Annotated in this window: 13 protein-coding genes; 2 read left to right on the top strand and 11 right to left on the bottom strand. The window is 41.7% G+C overall.

The features are described 5' to 3' along the window. Positions 1–40: 40 nt before the first annotated feature. Positions 41–484, top strand: a complete 444-nt coding sequence (locus D7D50_RS06505) for a DUF1694 domain-containing protein (protein WP_023027060.1) — start codon at positions 41–43, stop codon at positions 482–484. Positions 485–640: 156 nt separating this feature from the next. Here D7D50_RS06505 and D7D50_RS06500 read toward each other — a convergent pair whose 3' ends face one another. The 8 genes from D7D50_RS06500 to D7D50_RS06465 all read right to left on the bottom strand — a co-directional run bounded on the left by D7D50_RS06500 (position 641) and on the right by D7D50_RS06465 (position 11710). Further along, positions 641–1810, bottom strand: a complete 1170-nt coding sequence (locus D7D50_RS06500; protein WP_120702339.1) for a glycerate kinase — start codon at positions 1808–1810, stop codon at positions 641–643. A 96-nt stretch (positions 1811–1906) separates the two neighbouring features. Then, positions 1907–3631, bottom strand: a complete 1725-nt coding sequence (ezrA, locus tag D7D50_RS06495) for a septation ring formation regulator EzrA (RefSeq protein ID WP_023027062.1) — start codon at positions 3629–3631, stop codon at positions 1907–1909. 86 nt (positions 3632–3717) lie between these two features. Further along, complete coding sequence (gyrB, locus tag D7D50_RS06490) at positions 3718–5667, bottom strand: DNA topoisomerase (ATP-hydrolyzing) subunit B (protein ID WP_120701771.1); 1950 nt, start codon at positions 5665–5667, stop codon at positions 3718–3720. A gap of 12 nt (positions 5668–5679) precedes the next feature. Next, complete coding sequence (locus D7D50_RS06485; RefSeq protein WP_120701770.1) at positions 5680–6243, bottom strand: HAD-IA family hydrolase; 564 nt, start codon at positions 6241–6243, stop codon at positions 5680–5682. Between the two features lie 178 nt (positions 6244–6421). Continuing rightward, a complete protein-coding gene (locus tag D7D50_RS06480; protein ID WP_120701769.1) occupies positions 6422–6979 on the bottom strand; it encodes a DJ-1 family glyoxalase III in 558 nt (185 codons plus the stop codon). A 1-nt stretch (position 6980) separates the two neighbouring features. Beyond that, entirely contained in the window at positions 6981–8225 is a 1245-nt protein-coding gene (locus D7D50_RS06475; RefSeq protein WP_120701768.1) for an FtsW/RodA/SpoVE family cell cycle protein, read from the bottom strand. 16 nt (positions 8226–8241) lie between these two features. Then, positions 8242–9249, bottom strand: a complete 1008-nt coding sequence (locus D7D50_RS06470) for a YeiH family protein (RefSeq protein WP_023027066.1) — start codon at positions 9247–9249, stop codon at positions 8242–8244. Between the two features lies 1 nt (position 9250). Then, positions 9251–11710 carry a bifunctional DnaQ family exonuclease/ATP-dependent helicase gene (locus tag D7D50_RS06465; protein ID WP_120701767.1) on the bottom strand — a complete coding sequence of 820 codons (2460 nt, stop codon included), beginning with the start codon at positions 11708–11710 and terminating at the stop codon, positions 9251–9253. Positions 11711–11868: 158 nt separating this feature from the next. Here D7D50_RS06465 and D7D50_RS06460 point away from each other — a divergent pair, with 158 nt between their 5' ends. After that, positions 11869–12510 (top strand): MBL fold metallo-hydrolase, encoded by a 642-nt coding sequence (locus D7D50_RS06460; RefSeq protein WP_120701766.1) that lies wholly within the window; start codon positions 11869–11871, stop codon positions 12508–12510. A 192-nt stretch (positions 12511–12702) separates the two neighbouring features. On the opposite strand, the gene ftsX is transcribed toward D7D50_RS06460, so the two are convergent. The 3 genes from ftsX to prfB form a co-directional block, all read right to left on the bottom strand. Continuing rightward, on the bottom strand, positions 12703–13629 hold the full coding sequence (ftsX, locus tag D7D50_RS06450) for a permease-like cell division protein FtsX (protein WP_120701765.1): 927 nt from the start codon (positions 13627–13629) through the stop codon (positions 12703–12705). Beyond that, complete coding sequence (ftsE, locus tag D7D50_RS06445) at positions 13622–14314, bottom strand: cell division ATP-binding protein FtsE (protein WP_023023829.1); 693 nt, start codon at positions 14312–14314, stop codon at positions 13622–13624. Before ftsE ends, ftsX begins: the two co-directional genes overlap by 8 nt. 42 nt (positions 14315–14356) lie before the next feature. Next, positions 14357–15452 (bottom strand): peptide chain release factor 2 gene (prfB, locus tag D7D50_RS06440; protein ID WP_111674402.1). Its coding sequence is split into 2 segments (ribosomal slippage): positions 14357–15379 and positions 15381–15452, totalling 1095 coding nucleotides; the frame shifts between segments, so codons are not numbered across the junction. Positions 15453–15589: the final 137 nt, after the last annotated feature.

Genomic DNA, 15589 nt, shown 5'->3' with positions numbered 1-15589 from the left:
CGTTTGTCATTTTGTAGTTAAAGTATGATATACTATTCTTATGACTGATCTATCTAAAGAAATTATGGAAAAGGCCCACGGTGGCTTAAAATTAAATCCTGATGAACAACGTCGCTTTCTAGGTACTTTTGAAGAGCGCGTCCTAGGTTATGCCGATTTAAGAACAAGCAACAGTCCTCAGCTTCAAAAGGGCTTTTTGAAGGTGCTTAAAAGCTTCAGTGAGCAAGCTGACCCTCTCTTTGTAAAAATCTCCCCAAATGTTGATTCTAGCGTCCAATTGAGCTATCTAAAACAAGCAAAAGAGTTCGGTTGCCAGGCTACCATTGTTTCGGAAGAGCATGACTCCTCTCCTTTTGGGCTCGTGATACATACAGATGCACCAGTGACCACTACTGACAAGGACCTTCGCTCTGCTTTTGCAGATCTCTGGGAGGAAGAAAAGAAACCGAGCAAACCTTCTCTTTGGAAGAAATGGTTTGGTTGATCATGACTGTCACATAGTCATTTTTATCAATCGTAAAATATTACATAGAGGCTGGGACAAAAGTCCTAGCCTCTTAATTGTCTTTGGATTGTCGAGCAAGACGCAGTGGTTGAGTGGGCTCTACTGCGCTGATTTCATCAGCTTTTACAGCCCTACTCAACTGTGCGGAGGTGGGACGACGAAATCGAATTCTAACGAATTACCGATTTCTGTCCCACTCTCTATGCTTAATAGATTTCCAATATTTCTAGCTGTAAAGAGAAGATTTTCCCTTGCGTCCTTTAAAAGTTGGTCTAAACTCTCGGGGTGTTTTATGATAGAAAAAGCTCCGACTATATTTTCAAATGGGAGACTTGGTAAATCATTTGCAAGACTGCCACAAATAGCGATTACTGGGATCCCCTTTGGGGTTCGTCTCGCAACCCCTATCGGAGCTTTTCCTGATAGACTTTGATGGTCCAGTCGTCCCTCACCGACAATGACCAAGTCTGCATTTGCTACCTTGGAGTCAAAATCGATTAGCTCTAAACAAGTTTCAATCCCTGAAACAATCCTTGCATGCGCGAAGGCACAAAGACCTGCAGCAAGGCCACCACCAGCTCCCATCCCTGCTTGGGTCAACACACTAGGACAGTTCTTTTCATAAAAGCTGTAAATTGCTTGATCCACTTTATCAAACATAGTGGGGCTAAGCCCCTTTTGTTTTCCAAAAATATAGGTTGCTCCATCTAGTCCACATAGAGGGTTCGACACGTCTGCTAAAATATGTATCTGAACCTCATCTGAGATCTTGAACGCTTCCTCTTTACGGATGGAATCACACTTTAAAAGACTTTGCCCACAGGCCTTCAATTGCTTTCCTTCTCTATCATACAATTGATAGCCTAGACCTACCGCAAGACCAAGCCCACCATCATTGGTGGCTGTTCCTCCAACTCCGATATAAATATCCTTTTTTCCTTTATTGATCAAATAACAGATCAGTTCACCAATTCCTCGGGTCTCTATGTCAAGTGGATGGCGTTGATCAACTGGAATTTTTCCTAAGCCGATCAAGTCGGCTACTTCAAAGAGAGCCAGAGTTTCCTTCTCCACATATCGCATTTCTACCGGCTTTCCAAATGGACCTGTAACAAGGGTAAAGGTTTCCTTCAAGTCTAACGAGTATCGGATGGCATCCACTGTCCCTTCCCCTCCATCTCCAATAGGACAAGTAATCGGTTCTACATCGATAATAGACTGTTGCAAGCCTTCCGCAATCACTTCCGCTACTTCTTTCGCGGGTAGGCACTCTTTAAATGAATCTGGAGCAATTAAAATTTTCATGGAGCCACCTCCTTTATCTCTTTCTATTTTGGTATTTCCCATCACATCTTATCTCCATAAAAAAACATCCAGGAATATTCTCCTGGATGTTTTGGATTAGAATCGGATGGATTCTCTTGTTTTTTCATATGAGCTAACAAATCTCTCTGTTACTCCTGGTTCTACTGTTTCCAATGCTTCTGAAATGACTTTGAATGAAGCAGGATAGTCATACTCTTTTTCAAAAATGTACAAGGCTTCATCAAAAGCTGCTTGGACATGATCATCGAAGGAACGATAACGATTTGAGTATTGAAGCAACTGCTCTGTTAGAGTAGCGTATTGTACCAGTTTATAAGTTTCTTCCTCTAACTCTGTCATATCGTTGGTCAAAATATCCAGGAGACGATTGACGTTTTCAATATTGACACGACGACCTTCTAACTCAGCCAAGAGAGCTTCTGTGTTATCACTTGCAGTGAAGAAGATAGTAAGGAAGGATTGAGGAATTCCAGGTAAGTTACGCTTATCCATGTAGCGCTTAATAGCATGCAAACGGTTGGCGTAGATATTTACCTTTTGACGAGCATTCGTATCGTCTTTCTCAATCTTAGACAAGGTTTCGCTCAGTGCAATTTGATCATCTTCAATTTCCTTCAGACGTTCTTCAATCGCTTCTAACTCTTCTTGAAGAATAGAGTAAGCTTTTTGAGTTTCAGATGTATCATTCAAGGCATCCTCTACAACAAGCTCTTGAGCTGTTAATTCAGCTTCTAACTCCTTCAAGTGATTTTCCTTGAGTACTTTGCTTTCAAATATTTTGCTGAGACGTTCAACTTCTTCTGCTAAACTCTTGTTATTTTCCTTAGCATGGGCAAGGTAACCTGGTAATGCTTTGACCAATTTTTCAACCACTTTGTGTGATTCGATTTCACGAGTGAAAATATCATACAAGGCGTTGATTTCTTCTTGAATCTGCTCATTCTCATAGAGTGCATTATCTAATTCAAGAGCAGCAACATTGGCAAGATTGGCTTTCAATGCCGCATGCAGTTGTTGGAAACGTGCTTCCAAGTCGGTCTCTGTAAAATGATAACCAGATTCCAATAGTTTGCGATAACCAGATTCCAAATCTTCCAATTGGTCAGGAAGAGTTGTTTGTAGATCCTTCACAATTGCAGGAACTTTTTCAACAATGTGAGTCAAGGCTACAATATGGTTTTCTGCTGTGTCAAGAATTTCAGCAGCTTCAACAGGGTCACCTGATGAATTCAAGGTTACAAATTTTGAAAACTCAACTTGAATATTTTCAGATTGCTTCTCAATTTCGGGAAGCGCTGGGCCATACGCATCTGGATCAGAAGCCACTTGTTTTTGCAAGTTTTCAAACATATCCAAGGCATGAACAACTCGACCGCTATTCATTTCTTCTTTTTCTTTTAATTCAGATAAAGCTTGACGGATGGCCTTGATATCTTCATCAATTAATTGAACCTGACTCTCAATATTTCCAATTGCTTGCTTGGCTTTTAAAAAGCGGAAAGAATTGTTGTAGCCTTCTGCTTCAAAGAGGTTGTTCTCAATATCAGCAAAAGAATTGAGGGATAGGTCCACCCATTTTTGATTCCATTCACGAAATGCAACTTGACTTTGACCAATCAAATGCATATTCTTCACAGCCTCTACTTCATCATTTACTGGAAGGTTATACAACTCTTCTTTTCGTTCTTCCAGTGCTGCTAGTAAGGCTTCGTTACGCTTTCTCAATAAGACTGCCACTACATATCCTAAAACCAAAAGGACCCCAATGACAATAATGAGAATAATTAGTCCACGAGACATATAAAAACTCCTTCATTAAATTACTTGAAAGTAATCGTAGTTATTATATCATAAATATTCGAATAATTGGCAAATATCGCAGAATTTTATACATCAAGTGTACTATATTCGGCATTTTCTTCGATAAATTCACGGCGAGGTTCTACTCGATCTCCCATGAGCATATCAAAGATCTTATCTGCTTCTGCTGCATCATCCACTGTTACACGAGCCATGAGGCGGTGTTCTGGGTTCATCGTTGTTTCCCAGAGCTGATGATCATCCATCTCACCCAAACCTTTGTATCGTTGAATCGTTGGTTTGGAGCGACCTTCAGAATAGCGTTCTAGAGCCGCAGCCAATTCTGCTTCTTGGTTGACTCCTGGTTGAATGTATTCTTTGATCTCACTACCGACTTTTACACCATAAATTGGTGGTTGGGCGATATAAACATAGCCAGCCTCCAAAACGGGTTTCATATAGCGATAGATCAAGGTTAGGAGGAGGGTTCGAATATGGGCTCCATCGACATCGGCATCCGTCATGATGACTAATTTTTGATAACGGGCTTTTGATACATCAAATTCTGCACCAAAACCGGTTCCCATAGCTGTGAAAAGACTACGAATTTCTTCGTTGGCTAAAATCTTGTCCATGCTGGCCTTTTCCACGTTGAGGATTTTTCCACGAATAGGGAGAATTGCCTGAAACTCCCGGTTTCGACCTGATTTAGCAGATCCTCCGGCAGAGTCTCCTTCGACGATGAAGAGTTCTGTCTCAGCTGGATTGTTAGATGAACAGTCTGCTAATTTACCAGGGAGGTTTGAGATTTCTAAACCAGATTTCTTGCGGGTGACTTCACGGGCTCGCTTAGCAGCAACACGCGCTTTGGCAGCCAGAATTCCCTTTTCAACAATTTTCTTGGCAATCTGCGGATTTTCCAACAAGAAATCAGAGAAGGCATCGCTGAACAAACGGTTGGTAATCTTCACCACTTCAGAGTTTCCAAGTTTGGTCTTGGTTTGCCCTTCAAACTGTGGATTTGGGTGTTTGACAGAAATGACGGCTGTCAATCCTTCCCGAACATCTTCCCCTGTGAGATTCTCTTCATTGTCCTTGAGAAGTTTATTCTTACGAGCATAGTCGTTGATAACACGGGTTAAGGCTGTACGGAAACCTTGCTCATGAGTTCCCCCTTCATGGGTATGGATGTTATTGGCAAAGCTCATGACGGTTTCGTGATAACCAGTCGTATACTGCATAGCCACTTCAACCGTGATATCATCCATTTCGCCATCAGTATAAATCGGAGTTTCGAAGATGACATCCTTGTTTTCGTTGATGTATTCTACATAACTAGCAATCCCACCTTCATAGTGGTAATCTTTCGTTTGCTCCTGGCCTTCACGCTTGTCTGTAATCGAGATCCGTAAACCACGGTTCAAGAAAGCCAACTCTTGAATCCGTTTGTTCAATTTCTCAAAATCAAATTCAGTTGTTTCTGTGAAAATTTCTGGGTCTGGAGTAAAGTGGACTGTAGTACCAGTTCGATCTGTTTCACCGATCACTTCAAGATCTGCAACGACTTGACCGCGTTTGTATTCTTGGTAATGAATTTGGCCATTCTTATGGACGTGTACATCTAGCTGAGTCGACAAGGCATTTACGACGGATGACCCAACTCCGTGGAGTCCACCAGAAACCTTGTAACCACCACCGCCAAATTTTCCTCCTGCATGGAGAACGGTAAAGACAGTTTCTACTGCCGGACGGCCTGTTTTTTCTTGAATATCAACCGGAATCCCCCGTCCATCATCGACGACTGTAATCGAATTATCAGCTTCGATAAAGACTTCGATATGGCTAGCAAAGCCAGCAAGGGCCTCATCGATTGAGTTATCGACGATTTCCCAGACCAAATGGTGAAGACCTTCTTTAGAAGTGGATCCGATATACATCCCCGGACGCATCCGAACTGCTTCTAAACCTTCTAAAACCTGGATCTGACTGGCATCATATTCTTGGCCAGTCGTTTCTTGTTTCAATTCTTCTGTCATTCTTTCCCTTTTCTAATTAAAAATATAGGCACTTAATTGATCCATTGAGTCAAACAAATAGGTCGCCATGCCAGCTCTCTGGCCAGCTTCAATATCGATCGGGCGATCTCCAATCACCAAGCCTGACTCAATCGCATACTTGTCTTTTAAATACAACATGGAAGTAGGATCTGGTTTACGTGGAAAACCGTCATCAGCTGTCACTACTTCTGTAAAGTAATGACGAATCCCTGTTTTTTCTAGGATGGTCTCTACATGATGGTCACGGTGAGAAACCAAAAAATGACGGGCTCCGTCTGCTGTCAGACGATCCAATAACTCCTCAGTCCCCTCGAATAAGCAGGGGATTTCAAGAGCTTTCTTCTCTCGCTTTTTATACTCTCCCAAAAAGTCTGGAAAGTCTGAGGCAAATTGCTGAACAGCATAATCCGTTGAAACCTTTAAAGCTGCATAAACAGAATCATGATCAGCCTCCCTTTGGAAATACTGTAAGGTCGCTACAAAAGCTTTTGTAGAGGTCTCATAATTGTCCAATAAAGTCCCACCAAGATCCCATATAAAATCATGATAATCCATAGCTTCAATTATACCATAATTTTCGAAAAATTGCTTGTAAAGTCAATGTTTTCACGGTTTTTTTAACTTCTTCTCCCTCCTATTTTACTTTCATTCAAAAAGCATTTATATTTTAAGAAATCCAGATGATAAAAAAAGAAGGCAGGAAATTTCCTACCTTCATTTTTCTTCTCACCATCTAAGGTGCCGACGTTCCAAAAACATCTTGATAGAGCATGCCTGCTCTTAATTTTGCTGCATCTCCACCAAAATGGTTGACCAGTGCATAAGAAAAAGCAAGTGCCGTTGCAGGGCCCCGACTGGTCAAGATGTGACCATCCTGAACCACCGCTTCTTTCACATAGTGTCCTCTTCCAATTTCTTTTTCAAAGCCATCATAGCAGGTGTAGTGTTTTTTATCTAGCAGGCCTGCCCGATCCAACACAATCGGAGCTGCACAAATAGCCGCAAGACTTTTTCCTTGTTCATGGGCTTCTTTTAAAGACTGAATCAAGCCTTCATGGTCGCGTAGATTCGCCGCACCAGGCATCCCTCCTGGAAGGACAATGCCATCAAAATGATCCAATGAACCGGACCAGACCTCATCTACCTTCACTGTGATGCCATGAGAACCTGTCACTTCTTGATCAAATCCAACCATCTGACACTCGATTTCTGCTCTTCTCAAGACATCGACAACGGTCAAGGCTTCTATTTCCTCAAACCCACTTGCTAACATAACTGCTACTTTTGCCATATCAAATGATTCCTTTCTCGTGTAGTCGACTGAGTTGTTTTTGCCTCAATAGTCGACTTTCTTTTTTTCGTTCTTCACTTACCCGATTTTGATGGCTCATCGATAACAACAAGCCAATCCCAATGAGGTTACTAACAATAGCTGATCCCCCTTGTGAGATAAAAGGCAAGGGAATTCCAGTTAGAGGCAATATTCCTGTTACAGCCCCAATATTTTCAAATATGTGGAAGACTAACATCATAATAAACCCAGTCGAGATATAAGTATAAAACTGGTTATTGGATTTCAGAGTAATCCGCAACATTTTATAGACTAAAAACATGTATAAGAGGAGAAGAACCAAACCTCCTACAAAGCCAAAATCTTCCGCAATGACCGTAAAAATCATATCACTCTCCCGGACAGGGATCAACAGGTTGGATACATTAAAGCCTTGCCCCAATAAACCACCGCTTGCGATTGCCAACTGTCCTTGTGCCTGTTGAAAAGTCATAGTTTGAGCATAGTCAAAAGGATTCAACCAGGCTAAAATACGATTCATCTGATAGGTAGGCATCCCCAGAGTTTGATGGAGAAAGGCTCGCCCACCGTTTGATAGAAAGACGGCCAAAAAGAGAGCGATCCCACCTACGAGGGTTAAAAAGACTGGTAAAATGATTTTCCAGGAGACCCCTGAAATGAGGACGACTCCTGAGAAAATCGCCATAAATACCAAGGAAGTTCCAAAATCATGTTGAAAGGCCAAGAGTCCAAGAACTGGTATGGTGTAGGCCGCAATTTGGAGAATGAGAAAAAAGTCTTTTTTTAGCGTTCGATCTTCTTCCCTATTGTTTCGTAAAAAATGAACAATCGAACGAGAGACCATCAAGATATAAGAAATTTTCATAAATTCTGATGGTTGAAAGAGGCTAATCCCCTTGTAGGCTACCCAGTTTTTAGAACCAGTCGAAGCAACCAAGTTTGGGTTGTAAAAATAAAGGGGCAAAACCATTAAGACCAAACCAAAGACATACAAATAAGGCGTCACTTTCCATAAAAATTCTGTATTAAAAAGCATGACGACAAAACTAATCATACAGCCCAAAACAATCCAGGCAACCTGTTGCCCTAAAATGGGCCAAACCAGGTCCGGATAATCATTTGAAACTGCAATGTAGACTGCCACCACTCCAAATGCCAATAACAACAAAACAGTGGTGATCAAGGAGAAATCTCCTCTAAGTTTGAAAGACTGACGTCTCTTCATTTCATCTCCCTTTCATTTAGATTCCTAAAAAGTATTGAAGTAGCAGACTAGAAATGGATACAGCTACCCAGGCAACAAGGCCAATAAGAAGAGGAGCTACCCCCTGCTTGCGAAAGGCTTGAATAGACACTTGACTTCCAATGCCAACCAAGGCCATAGCCATCAAATATTGTGACAACCATTTACAGAACGGAATCCAAGAACTTGGAAACCAGCCAAAGGAGGTCACTAAAGAGGCCAAAAGGAAGTAGAAAATAAACCAAGGAACGATTTTACTTAGTTTCACTTGCTTCCCTTCTCGATCCTGTTTCGACCGTCCAAGAAGTTTTATACCCAGCATTCCAAAACAGATTGGAATAATCATTAAGGCCCGTGTCAGCTTGACAACAGTCGCAATTTCACCAGCTTCTTTACTATAGGAAAATGCCGCCGCTACAACAGATGAAGTATCATTAATGGCCGTTCCTGCCCAAAAACCAAATTGCTGATTTGTCATCGCAAGAAGGTGACCAAAGAAAGGAAAAAGGAAGACCGCTAAGATGTTGAAGAAAAAGATGGTCGACATGGACAGAGCGATGTCGTTTTCATCAGCTTCTAGAACAGGGGAAGCCGCCGCGATTGCAGATCCTCCACAAATTGCTGTCCCCATTCCAACCAAGGTCGTTAAGATCTTTGGAGCTTTTAAAAGGTAGCCCACTGCAAAAGCAGAGAGAAAGGCAATACTGATGGTCGGTAAACTAACGATCAAAGAAGACAGGCCCAATTTGGTCACCTTTTGAAAGGACAAGGTAAAGCCCATCAAGATAATCGAATATTGCAAGATTTTTTTCCCTGAATAGGATAGACCTGATCTACTCGTTTGAGGCAAGACTTGGCTAGCATTCAAAAGGATGCCACATAAGATGGCAAAGAGACTAGAGCCAAGGATAGGCACTGCTTTTCCTAATACCATAGATAGTCCTGCTGCAAAAACTGCAATCATAAGGCCTGGAAGATACTGGCACCAATTAGATTTTTTATTCATTTTAACTCCTAAATTGTTCAACAACTACTTTTATTTCTCCAGTCTTAGCGATGACAAGAGGAGCGATTTTCTCTAAACTGGCTTGAATCTGCGAGCCATATTGACGGTTTAATAAGCGTTGATCTAATAAAATAACCAGAGATTCTTGCTCGCTCGAACGACTCGAGCGTCCAAGAGCCTGCTTTAGGCGTAAAATCGCTAGAGGCAAACTGTAATCATAGAAAGGATTCTTCCCCTCTAGACGCAAAGCTTCATGTAGCTTTTGTACGAAGAAATCACTTGGATTATCAAAAGGAATGCGAGGAATGACTTGAATAATTTTTGCTTGCTGGGCAAAATCGACTCCCTCCCAAAAACTACCGGATCCTAAAAGGACGGAAGCTTCCCCTCTATCAAATCGCCGTTTAATATTTGCCGCTTCGCCATTTTTATACTGAGCCAGATGACTCACTGTCATCTGATGTGAAGTTGCTAGAAGTAAGTCTTTGGAAGTAAACAAGGCAAAGAGAGGCAAGCCAGTAGCTGCTAGTTCATCCAAATATCGCGCTAAAGAGATTGCTAACTCCTCTTGAGTCAGGTTGGTCAAATCAGGAAATTCTCGATCAATGAAGATGGTTTGACCTTGATGGTAGGACAGTTCTTTCCCGATGAATTGGTAGTTCTCAATTCCTAAAATCGAAGCTAGATTGACCTTTTTACTAATCGATAAGGTAGCTGAGACCAAAAGAAGTCTGGTGGTCGTCGGAATAAAGTCTTGAAGCGAAACCAAGCCCTCTCTTCCCGACTGCAGTCGAATAATCGGATGCTGGTCCTCTTGTGTCCGGTCAATCCAAAAAATTTGAAAACGAGGGTCAAAGACCGTTTTTAATTCCGCTAAAACTGGACTATCTAGTTCAGATAAATCCTGGCGAATCTTTTGAACCTGTTCTGCTCCCAGTTCTATCTTTTTGTTGCCTGATTCAAGATGTTTGAGGATGGCATTCAATTCAAATTGGAGACTTTCAAGGATTCGCCGTTTCAACAAGGATTTTTCGATTTCTATCTCACGCTGCAGATCTTGCATGAAATCTGTTAATGATAAGGAAGCCCTTGAAAACTGCTCCAATGAAAAATAAAGTTTTTGTGCTTCATCCACCACTAGAGTTCGATTTTCTATCAATGAAGGATCATCCTCTAAACGAGTCAATAAATAGGCATGATTGGTAAGCACAACTCGGCTCATTTTGGCTTTTTCTTGACCAAGACGCCAAAAATCTTCTGTATAAAATAAAGATTTTTTTGATAGCTTCCCATCATGACGGAGCCGTTGAACAAAATTCCCGTAGCGATGAAGCTGCCCCACTTCGTTTAGATCACCTGTCCTTGTTTGAGCCAACCAGACCAATAATTGCATTTTGAACCGATTCCAGAGGCGATTTTCCTCAGGTTCATGCAATATTCGAAAGAATTCATCTAGTTTTAAATAATTTTGAGGACTCTTTAAACTATGAAAAGAGGTCTGAAAAACGTCCTCAATCATCTTTGCTTCCTGCTGCATGATTTGGTCTTGTAAGACCTTGGTCGGAACACTAACAACAATCTGGTCCTTTGTATGCGCTAGTAAAGGAAGGAGGTAGCCATAGGTTTTTCCAATCCCAGTAGGACCCTCAACAAAGGTGGCTACATCTCTAGAGGACTGAAGACTTTCTTCGATGGCCTGAGCAAACTCTTTCTGCAAGGGGCGGGGTTCCATCCCCATTAACTGGATATTAATATCAAACTGATCAGAAAAATTCTTAGCATCTCTCCTGATAAGAGGTTTACGAAGAAAAATACCATGACGGGAGGTTAAGTCCTCACCATGAAAAACTACCGTATCCTCGAAAGCATCCTCTATCAAGAGTCTCGACTCGTAAATTAGATTATCAGAAAATGGCAGCAAGGTTTCCACCAATTCTCTTGGGAGGGAAGCAATCGTTTCACGAATTTTAAGGAAGAGCTGGGCGGTTGCTTGGGCATCTGAAATGGCTGAATGGGCATGGTCCAAGGGGATCGCTAATTCTTCGCATAAGCTACTTAAATTGTATCTTTCTAAGGTTGGGAAAAAGACTTGAGCCAATTCAACCGTATCGATCCGGGGTGTTATGAGCTCAAATCCTTCCCAAAACAAAGATTCTGCCAAGAGATTGGCATCAAATTTGACATTATGAGCCACAAAAACAGCATCTTCAATCATTTCGTAAACTTGTCTGGCCACTTGTGAAAAATCAGGAGCCTTTTTTAGTTGCTGATTGGTAATTCCAGTCAGTTGGCGAATATGTTCGTCTAGTTGTTCATGCGGGTTGACGTCAGTCTCATAGGTCTCTACAATCTGCCCATCTTGAATGATGACAATCCCGATTTGAATTATTTTTGCATTGCTGCTTGCACTGGTTGCTTCCAGGTCCACGACAGCATATTTTCTTTTAACATTCGTCGTCATAGCACTTAAAATTATATCATTTTCCGACTCGCTTTGCTTGGGTTTTTATGACATTGAAGGAGCCAAATCCAACCAAGCGATGATTCTTCGGTTTCTAGAGGCGTTTTAGTCAGCTATTTTATCATATTTTTGATAGACTAATAGAGAAAGGAGCTCTTATGAAAATACACCGTATTGTCAACCCCATCGCTTATGAAAACACCTACCTACTTGAAAACGAGCACGATCTTCTCGTTGTTGACCCTGGCAGTGCTTGGGAAGATATCCGAAAGCGCATTGATCATCTCGCAAAACCAATTGCTGCTATTCTCCTAACCCATACCCACTACGACCATATCATGAGTTTAGAGAAAGTGCGGGAAACTTATGGCCATCCACCTGTTTATGTAGATGCTCATGAAGCGACCTGGCTCCAAAGTCCTGTGGACAATCTTTCCGGGCTAGACCGCCATTCTGACTTAATGGATGTGGTCTGCCAGCCAGCCGAAGAGCATTTTGACTACCGAACAGCTTACCATTTGAAGAACTTCCATTTTTATGTCCTTCACACACCCGGACATTCCATCGGAGGTGCCTCTATAGTTTTTCCTAACGATCATCTCGTCTTGACAGGTGATGCCCTTTTCCGAGAAACCATTGGACGGACCGATTTGCCGACAGGAAGCGGTCCCCAACTCCTAGAAAGCATCGAGACACAATTGCTCACTCTTCCATCCTCTTATGCAGTTTACCCAGGTCATGGGAATAATACCACCATCGGTCATGAAAAAATGTTTAATCCTTTCTTTCGAAATCGTTAAAAAAGAGAGTGGGACAGAAATCGGTCATTCGTTAGAATTCGATTTCGTCGTCCCACCTCCGCACAGTTGAGTAGGGGCTATAAAAGCTGATGAAATCAGCGTAGTAGAGCCCACTCAACCACTGCGTCTTGCTCGACAATCCAAAGACAATTGAGAGGCTAGGACTTTTGTCCCAGCCTCTTTTTTATATTCTTAAATCTTCAAGAAACGTCTCATTGAAATCGATGAACCTAGTGCTCCAATTAAAATACCGAGACCAAACAAAGCACCGACCATAATCGGAACAAGAAGGTTTGGACTGAATAAGAACAATTTCTGATCTTGTAGGGTATTATACATGGATTTGTAGACAATATTATAGACATAATAGAGCAAGAGAGCAGGTGGAATTGCACCAATCAAGCCAATCCAGGCACCTTCCAAAAGGAAAGGAGCACGAATATAGCCACTCTTAGCACCTACCAGACGCATAATCTTGATTTCTCGACTCCGTGAAATAATGGTAATCCGAATCGTATTGGAAATCAAGAAGACTGCGATAAAGATTAGTAAACCGGCACCAATCAAACCCCAAATACGGATGAAGTTTCCGAGAGCAAAGAGACGTTGAGTATCAACTCCTCCATCTTTTACTTCAGACACCCCTTCAATTTTCTTAGCGGCCTTGGAAACTTCTTTCACATATTTAGGAGCCGTTGTCTCTACAAAATAGGCATCATAGAGAGGATTGGCATCCCCATCAAAAATTTTCCAGTTGTTACCGGCAGTCTTGATCAAGTTTTCATATTGTTCTTCCTTGCTAGAGAACTCAACCTTATCAACATTCTTCATGGCTGTCAACGCATTATAGACTTTCTTGTAGTCTTCATTATCAACCATCTGCCCTTCTTTTTCTATCTGCGGGCTTTGATCTTGGATATCCTTGCGCATATAGACAACAATTCGTACACTATTTTGAATATCATCTGATAGCTTGATCGTATTCGCAATCACTGAGGCAAAAATTGCTACTAGTCCGAGTGTAATCATCACCGAACTAACCGCAGCAATGGTCATCCAGCCATTCCGTTTTAAACTTTTAAATGATTCAATGAGATGGCGGAAAAATCTTCTAATCATCGTATCCGTACTCTCCTTCCGCTTCATCCCGTACAACACGTCCATTTTCAATGGCGATAACACGGTGACGAAGTGTATTTACAATTTGGCTATTATGAGTCGCCATCAAAACAGTGGTTCCTTGTAAATTAATTCGCTCCAAGAGGTTCATAATTTCCCAAGAATTATCTGGGTCCAAGTTCCCTGTCGGTTCGTCCGCGATCAATACTTTAGGATTGTTCACAATAGCACGCGCAATGGCGATCCGTTGTTGCTCACCACCTGAAAGCTCATTTGGAAATGAACGAACCTTGTGTTTCAAACCAACAAGATCTAGCACTTCCATAACGCGTTTCTTAATGTTGCGACGACGCTCTCCAATTACTTCCATTGCGTAGGCAATATTTTCATATACCGTCTTTTTAGGAAGCAATTTGTAGTCTTGGAAGACTACTCCAACATTTCGACGCAACATCGGAATATCGCGTTTTTTAATTTTATCTAGGTCAAAACCAGCTACTTTCAAGGTTCCTTTATCATGTTTCACCTCACGGTAAAGCAAGCGAATAAAGGTTGATTTCCCTGCACCAGAAGGTCCTACAATATAGGCAAATTCTCCTGGTTCAATATGAACGGTCACTCCACGAAGAGCTGTCGTTCCGTTGTCATACTTTTTGACAACATCTTTCATTTCAATCATTGACATGTATTGAAAATTCCTTTCCACATTTTATATAGAAGGAGGACTTTAATTGAGACGCCATTTTAAATAGGCATCAATAAAGCCATCAATATCTCCGTCCATTACTTTATCAACTTGGGCTACTTCGTAACTCGTACGATGATCCTTCACCATGGTATATGGTGTAAAGACATAGGAGCGAATCTGACTTCCCCAGGTGATTTCTTTTTTATCACCCTTTAAGGAGTCCACCTCAGCTGCCTTCTTTTCTTGCTCCAATTGATAAAGTTTTGCCTGCAACATTTTCATTGCACGGTCACGGTTTCCGTACTGAGTCCGGTCAACCGTCGAAGCCACTACAATCCCTGTTGGGATGTGGGTCAATCGAACACCTGTTGAAACCTTGTTGACATTTTGTCCACCAGCTCCACCTGAACGGAAGGTATCCATCTTGATATCATCATCTCGGACTTCCACTTCAATCGTATCATCCAATTCTGGCATGACTTCAACTGACGTGAAGGAAGTATGGCGACGCTTAGCTGAGTCGAATGGCGAGATCCGTACCAAACGGTGGACACCCATTTCTGATTTCAACAAGCCATAGGCATGCGGTCCTTCGAAGGACAGCGTCACTGATTTAATCCCAGCCTCGTCTCCTGCCTGATAGTCCAAGACTTCCACTTTGAAACCATGAGCATTTCCGAAGCGGGTATACATCCGAAGGAGCATATCTCCCCAGTCCTGAGCCTCAGTACCTCCAGATCCTGGATGGATTTCCAAGATTGCATTATTATTATCATAGGGTTCTGATAAGAGAAGCGTCATTTCATAACTGGTCATCATCTTATCCAACTCTATCAACTTCTCTTCTAGCTCTTCGTGAACGGATTCATCTTCTGAGAGAAACTCAAGAAGGATTTCGGATTCATCAAACAAGTCTGTCATTTGATGGAAATTCTCGTAGGTTTGTTTCAACTCATTTAATTCCTGAGATGTCTTTTGCGCTGCAATATTATCATCCCAAAAATCAGGTTCTGTCATTTTGTTTTCCAAAATGGCAATTTCTTCTTCCAGACCCTCTAAGTCAAAGAGACCCCCTGAAAGAAGCTAATTTTTCACGATTCGCGTCAATTTTCTGACGGATTTCTGAAATATCCATAAGTACCTCTTTCTAAGTATCAGTCTATTATACCACAAACCCCGTCATTTGCACATAGTAAGAGATAGTAGGAATCATTTATCCTACAAAAATCGTATAAAACCAAGCCGTTGTCACTTCCCTTGTTACATAATTGT

Source organism: Streptococcus koreensis, assembly GCF_003627135.1.
GTDB classification, from domain to species: Bacteria; Bacillota; Bacilli; order Lactobacillales; family Streptococcaceae; genus Streptococcus; species Streptococcus ilei.
Note: the sequence above shows the minus strand (reverse complement) of the source record. Positions and strands in the feature narration are given on the sequence as shown.

Excerpts from the sequence above, each read along its gene's own strand:
- D7D50_RS06460 (WP_120701766.1), top strand. The coding sequence starts at position 11,869 with ATGAAAATACACCGTATTGTCAACCCCATCGCTTATGAAAACACCTAC.
- D7D50_RS06500 (WP_120702339.1), bottom strand. The coding sequence starts at position 1,810 with ATGAAAATTTTAATTGCTCCAGATTCATTTAAAGAGTGCCTACCCGCG.
- D7D50_RS06505 (WP_023027060.1), top strand. The coding sequence starts at position 41 with ATGACTGATCTATCTAAAGAAATTATGGAAAAGGCCCACGGTGGCTTA.
- D7D50_RS06480 (WP_120701769.1), bottom strand. The coding sequence starts at position 6,979 with ATGGCAAAAGTAGCAGTTATGTTAGCAAGTGGGTTTGAGGAAATAGAA.
- D7D50_RS06475 (WP_120701768.1), bottom strand. The coding sequence starts at position 8,225 with ATGAAGAGACGTCAGTCTTTCAAACTTAGAGGAGATTTCTCCTTGATC.
- ftsE (WP_023023829.1), bottom strand. The coding sequence starts at position 14,314 with ATGTCAATGATTGAAATGAAAGATGTTGTCAAAAAGTATGACAACGGA.
- D7D50_RS06465 (WP_120701767.1), bottom strand. The coding sequence starts at position 11,710 with ATGACGACGAATGTTAAAAGAAAATATGCTGTCGTGGACCTGGAAGCA.
- ftsX (WP_120701765.1), bottom strand. The coding sequence starts at position 13,629 with ATGATTAGAAGATTTTTCCGCCATCTCATTGAATCATTTAAAAGTTTA.
- D7D50_RS06470 (WP_023027066.1), bottom strand. The coding sequence starts at position 9,249 with ATGAATAAAAAATCTAATTGGTGCCAGTATCTTCCAGGCCTTATGATT.
- ezrA (WP_023027062.1), bottom strand. The coding sequence starts at position 3,631 with ATGTCTCGTGGACTAATTATTCTCATTATTGTCATTGGGGTCCTTTTG.
- gyrB (WP_120701771.1), bottom strand. The coding sequence starts at position 5,667 with ATGACAGAAGAATTGAAACAAGAAACGACTGGCCAAGAATATGATGCC.
- D7D50_RS06485 (WP_120701770.1), bottom strand. The coding sequence starts at position 6,243 with ATGGATTATCATGATTTTATATGGGATCTTGGTGGGACTTTATTGGAC.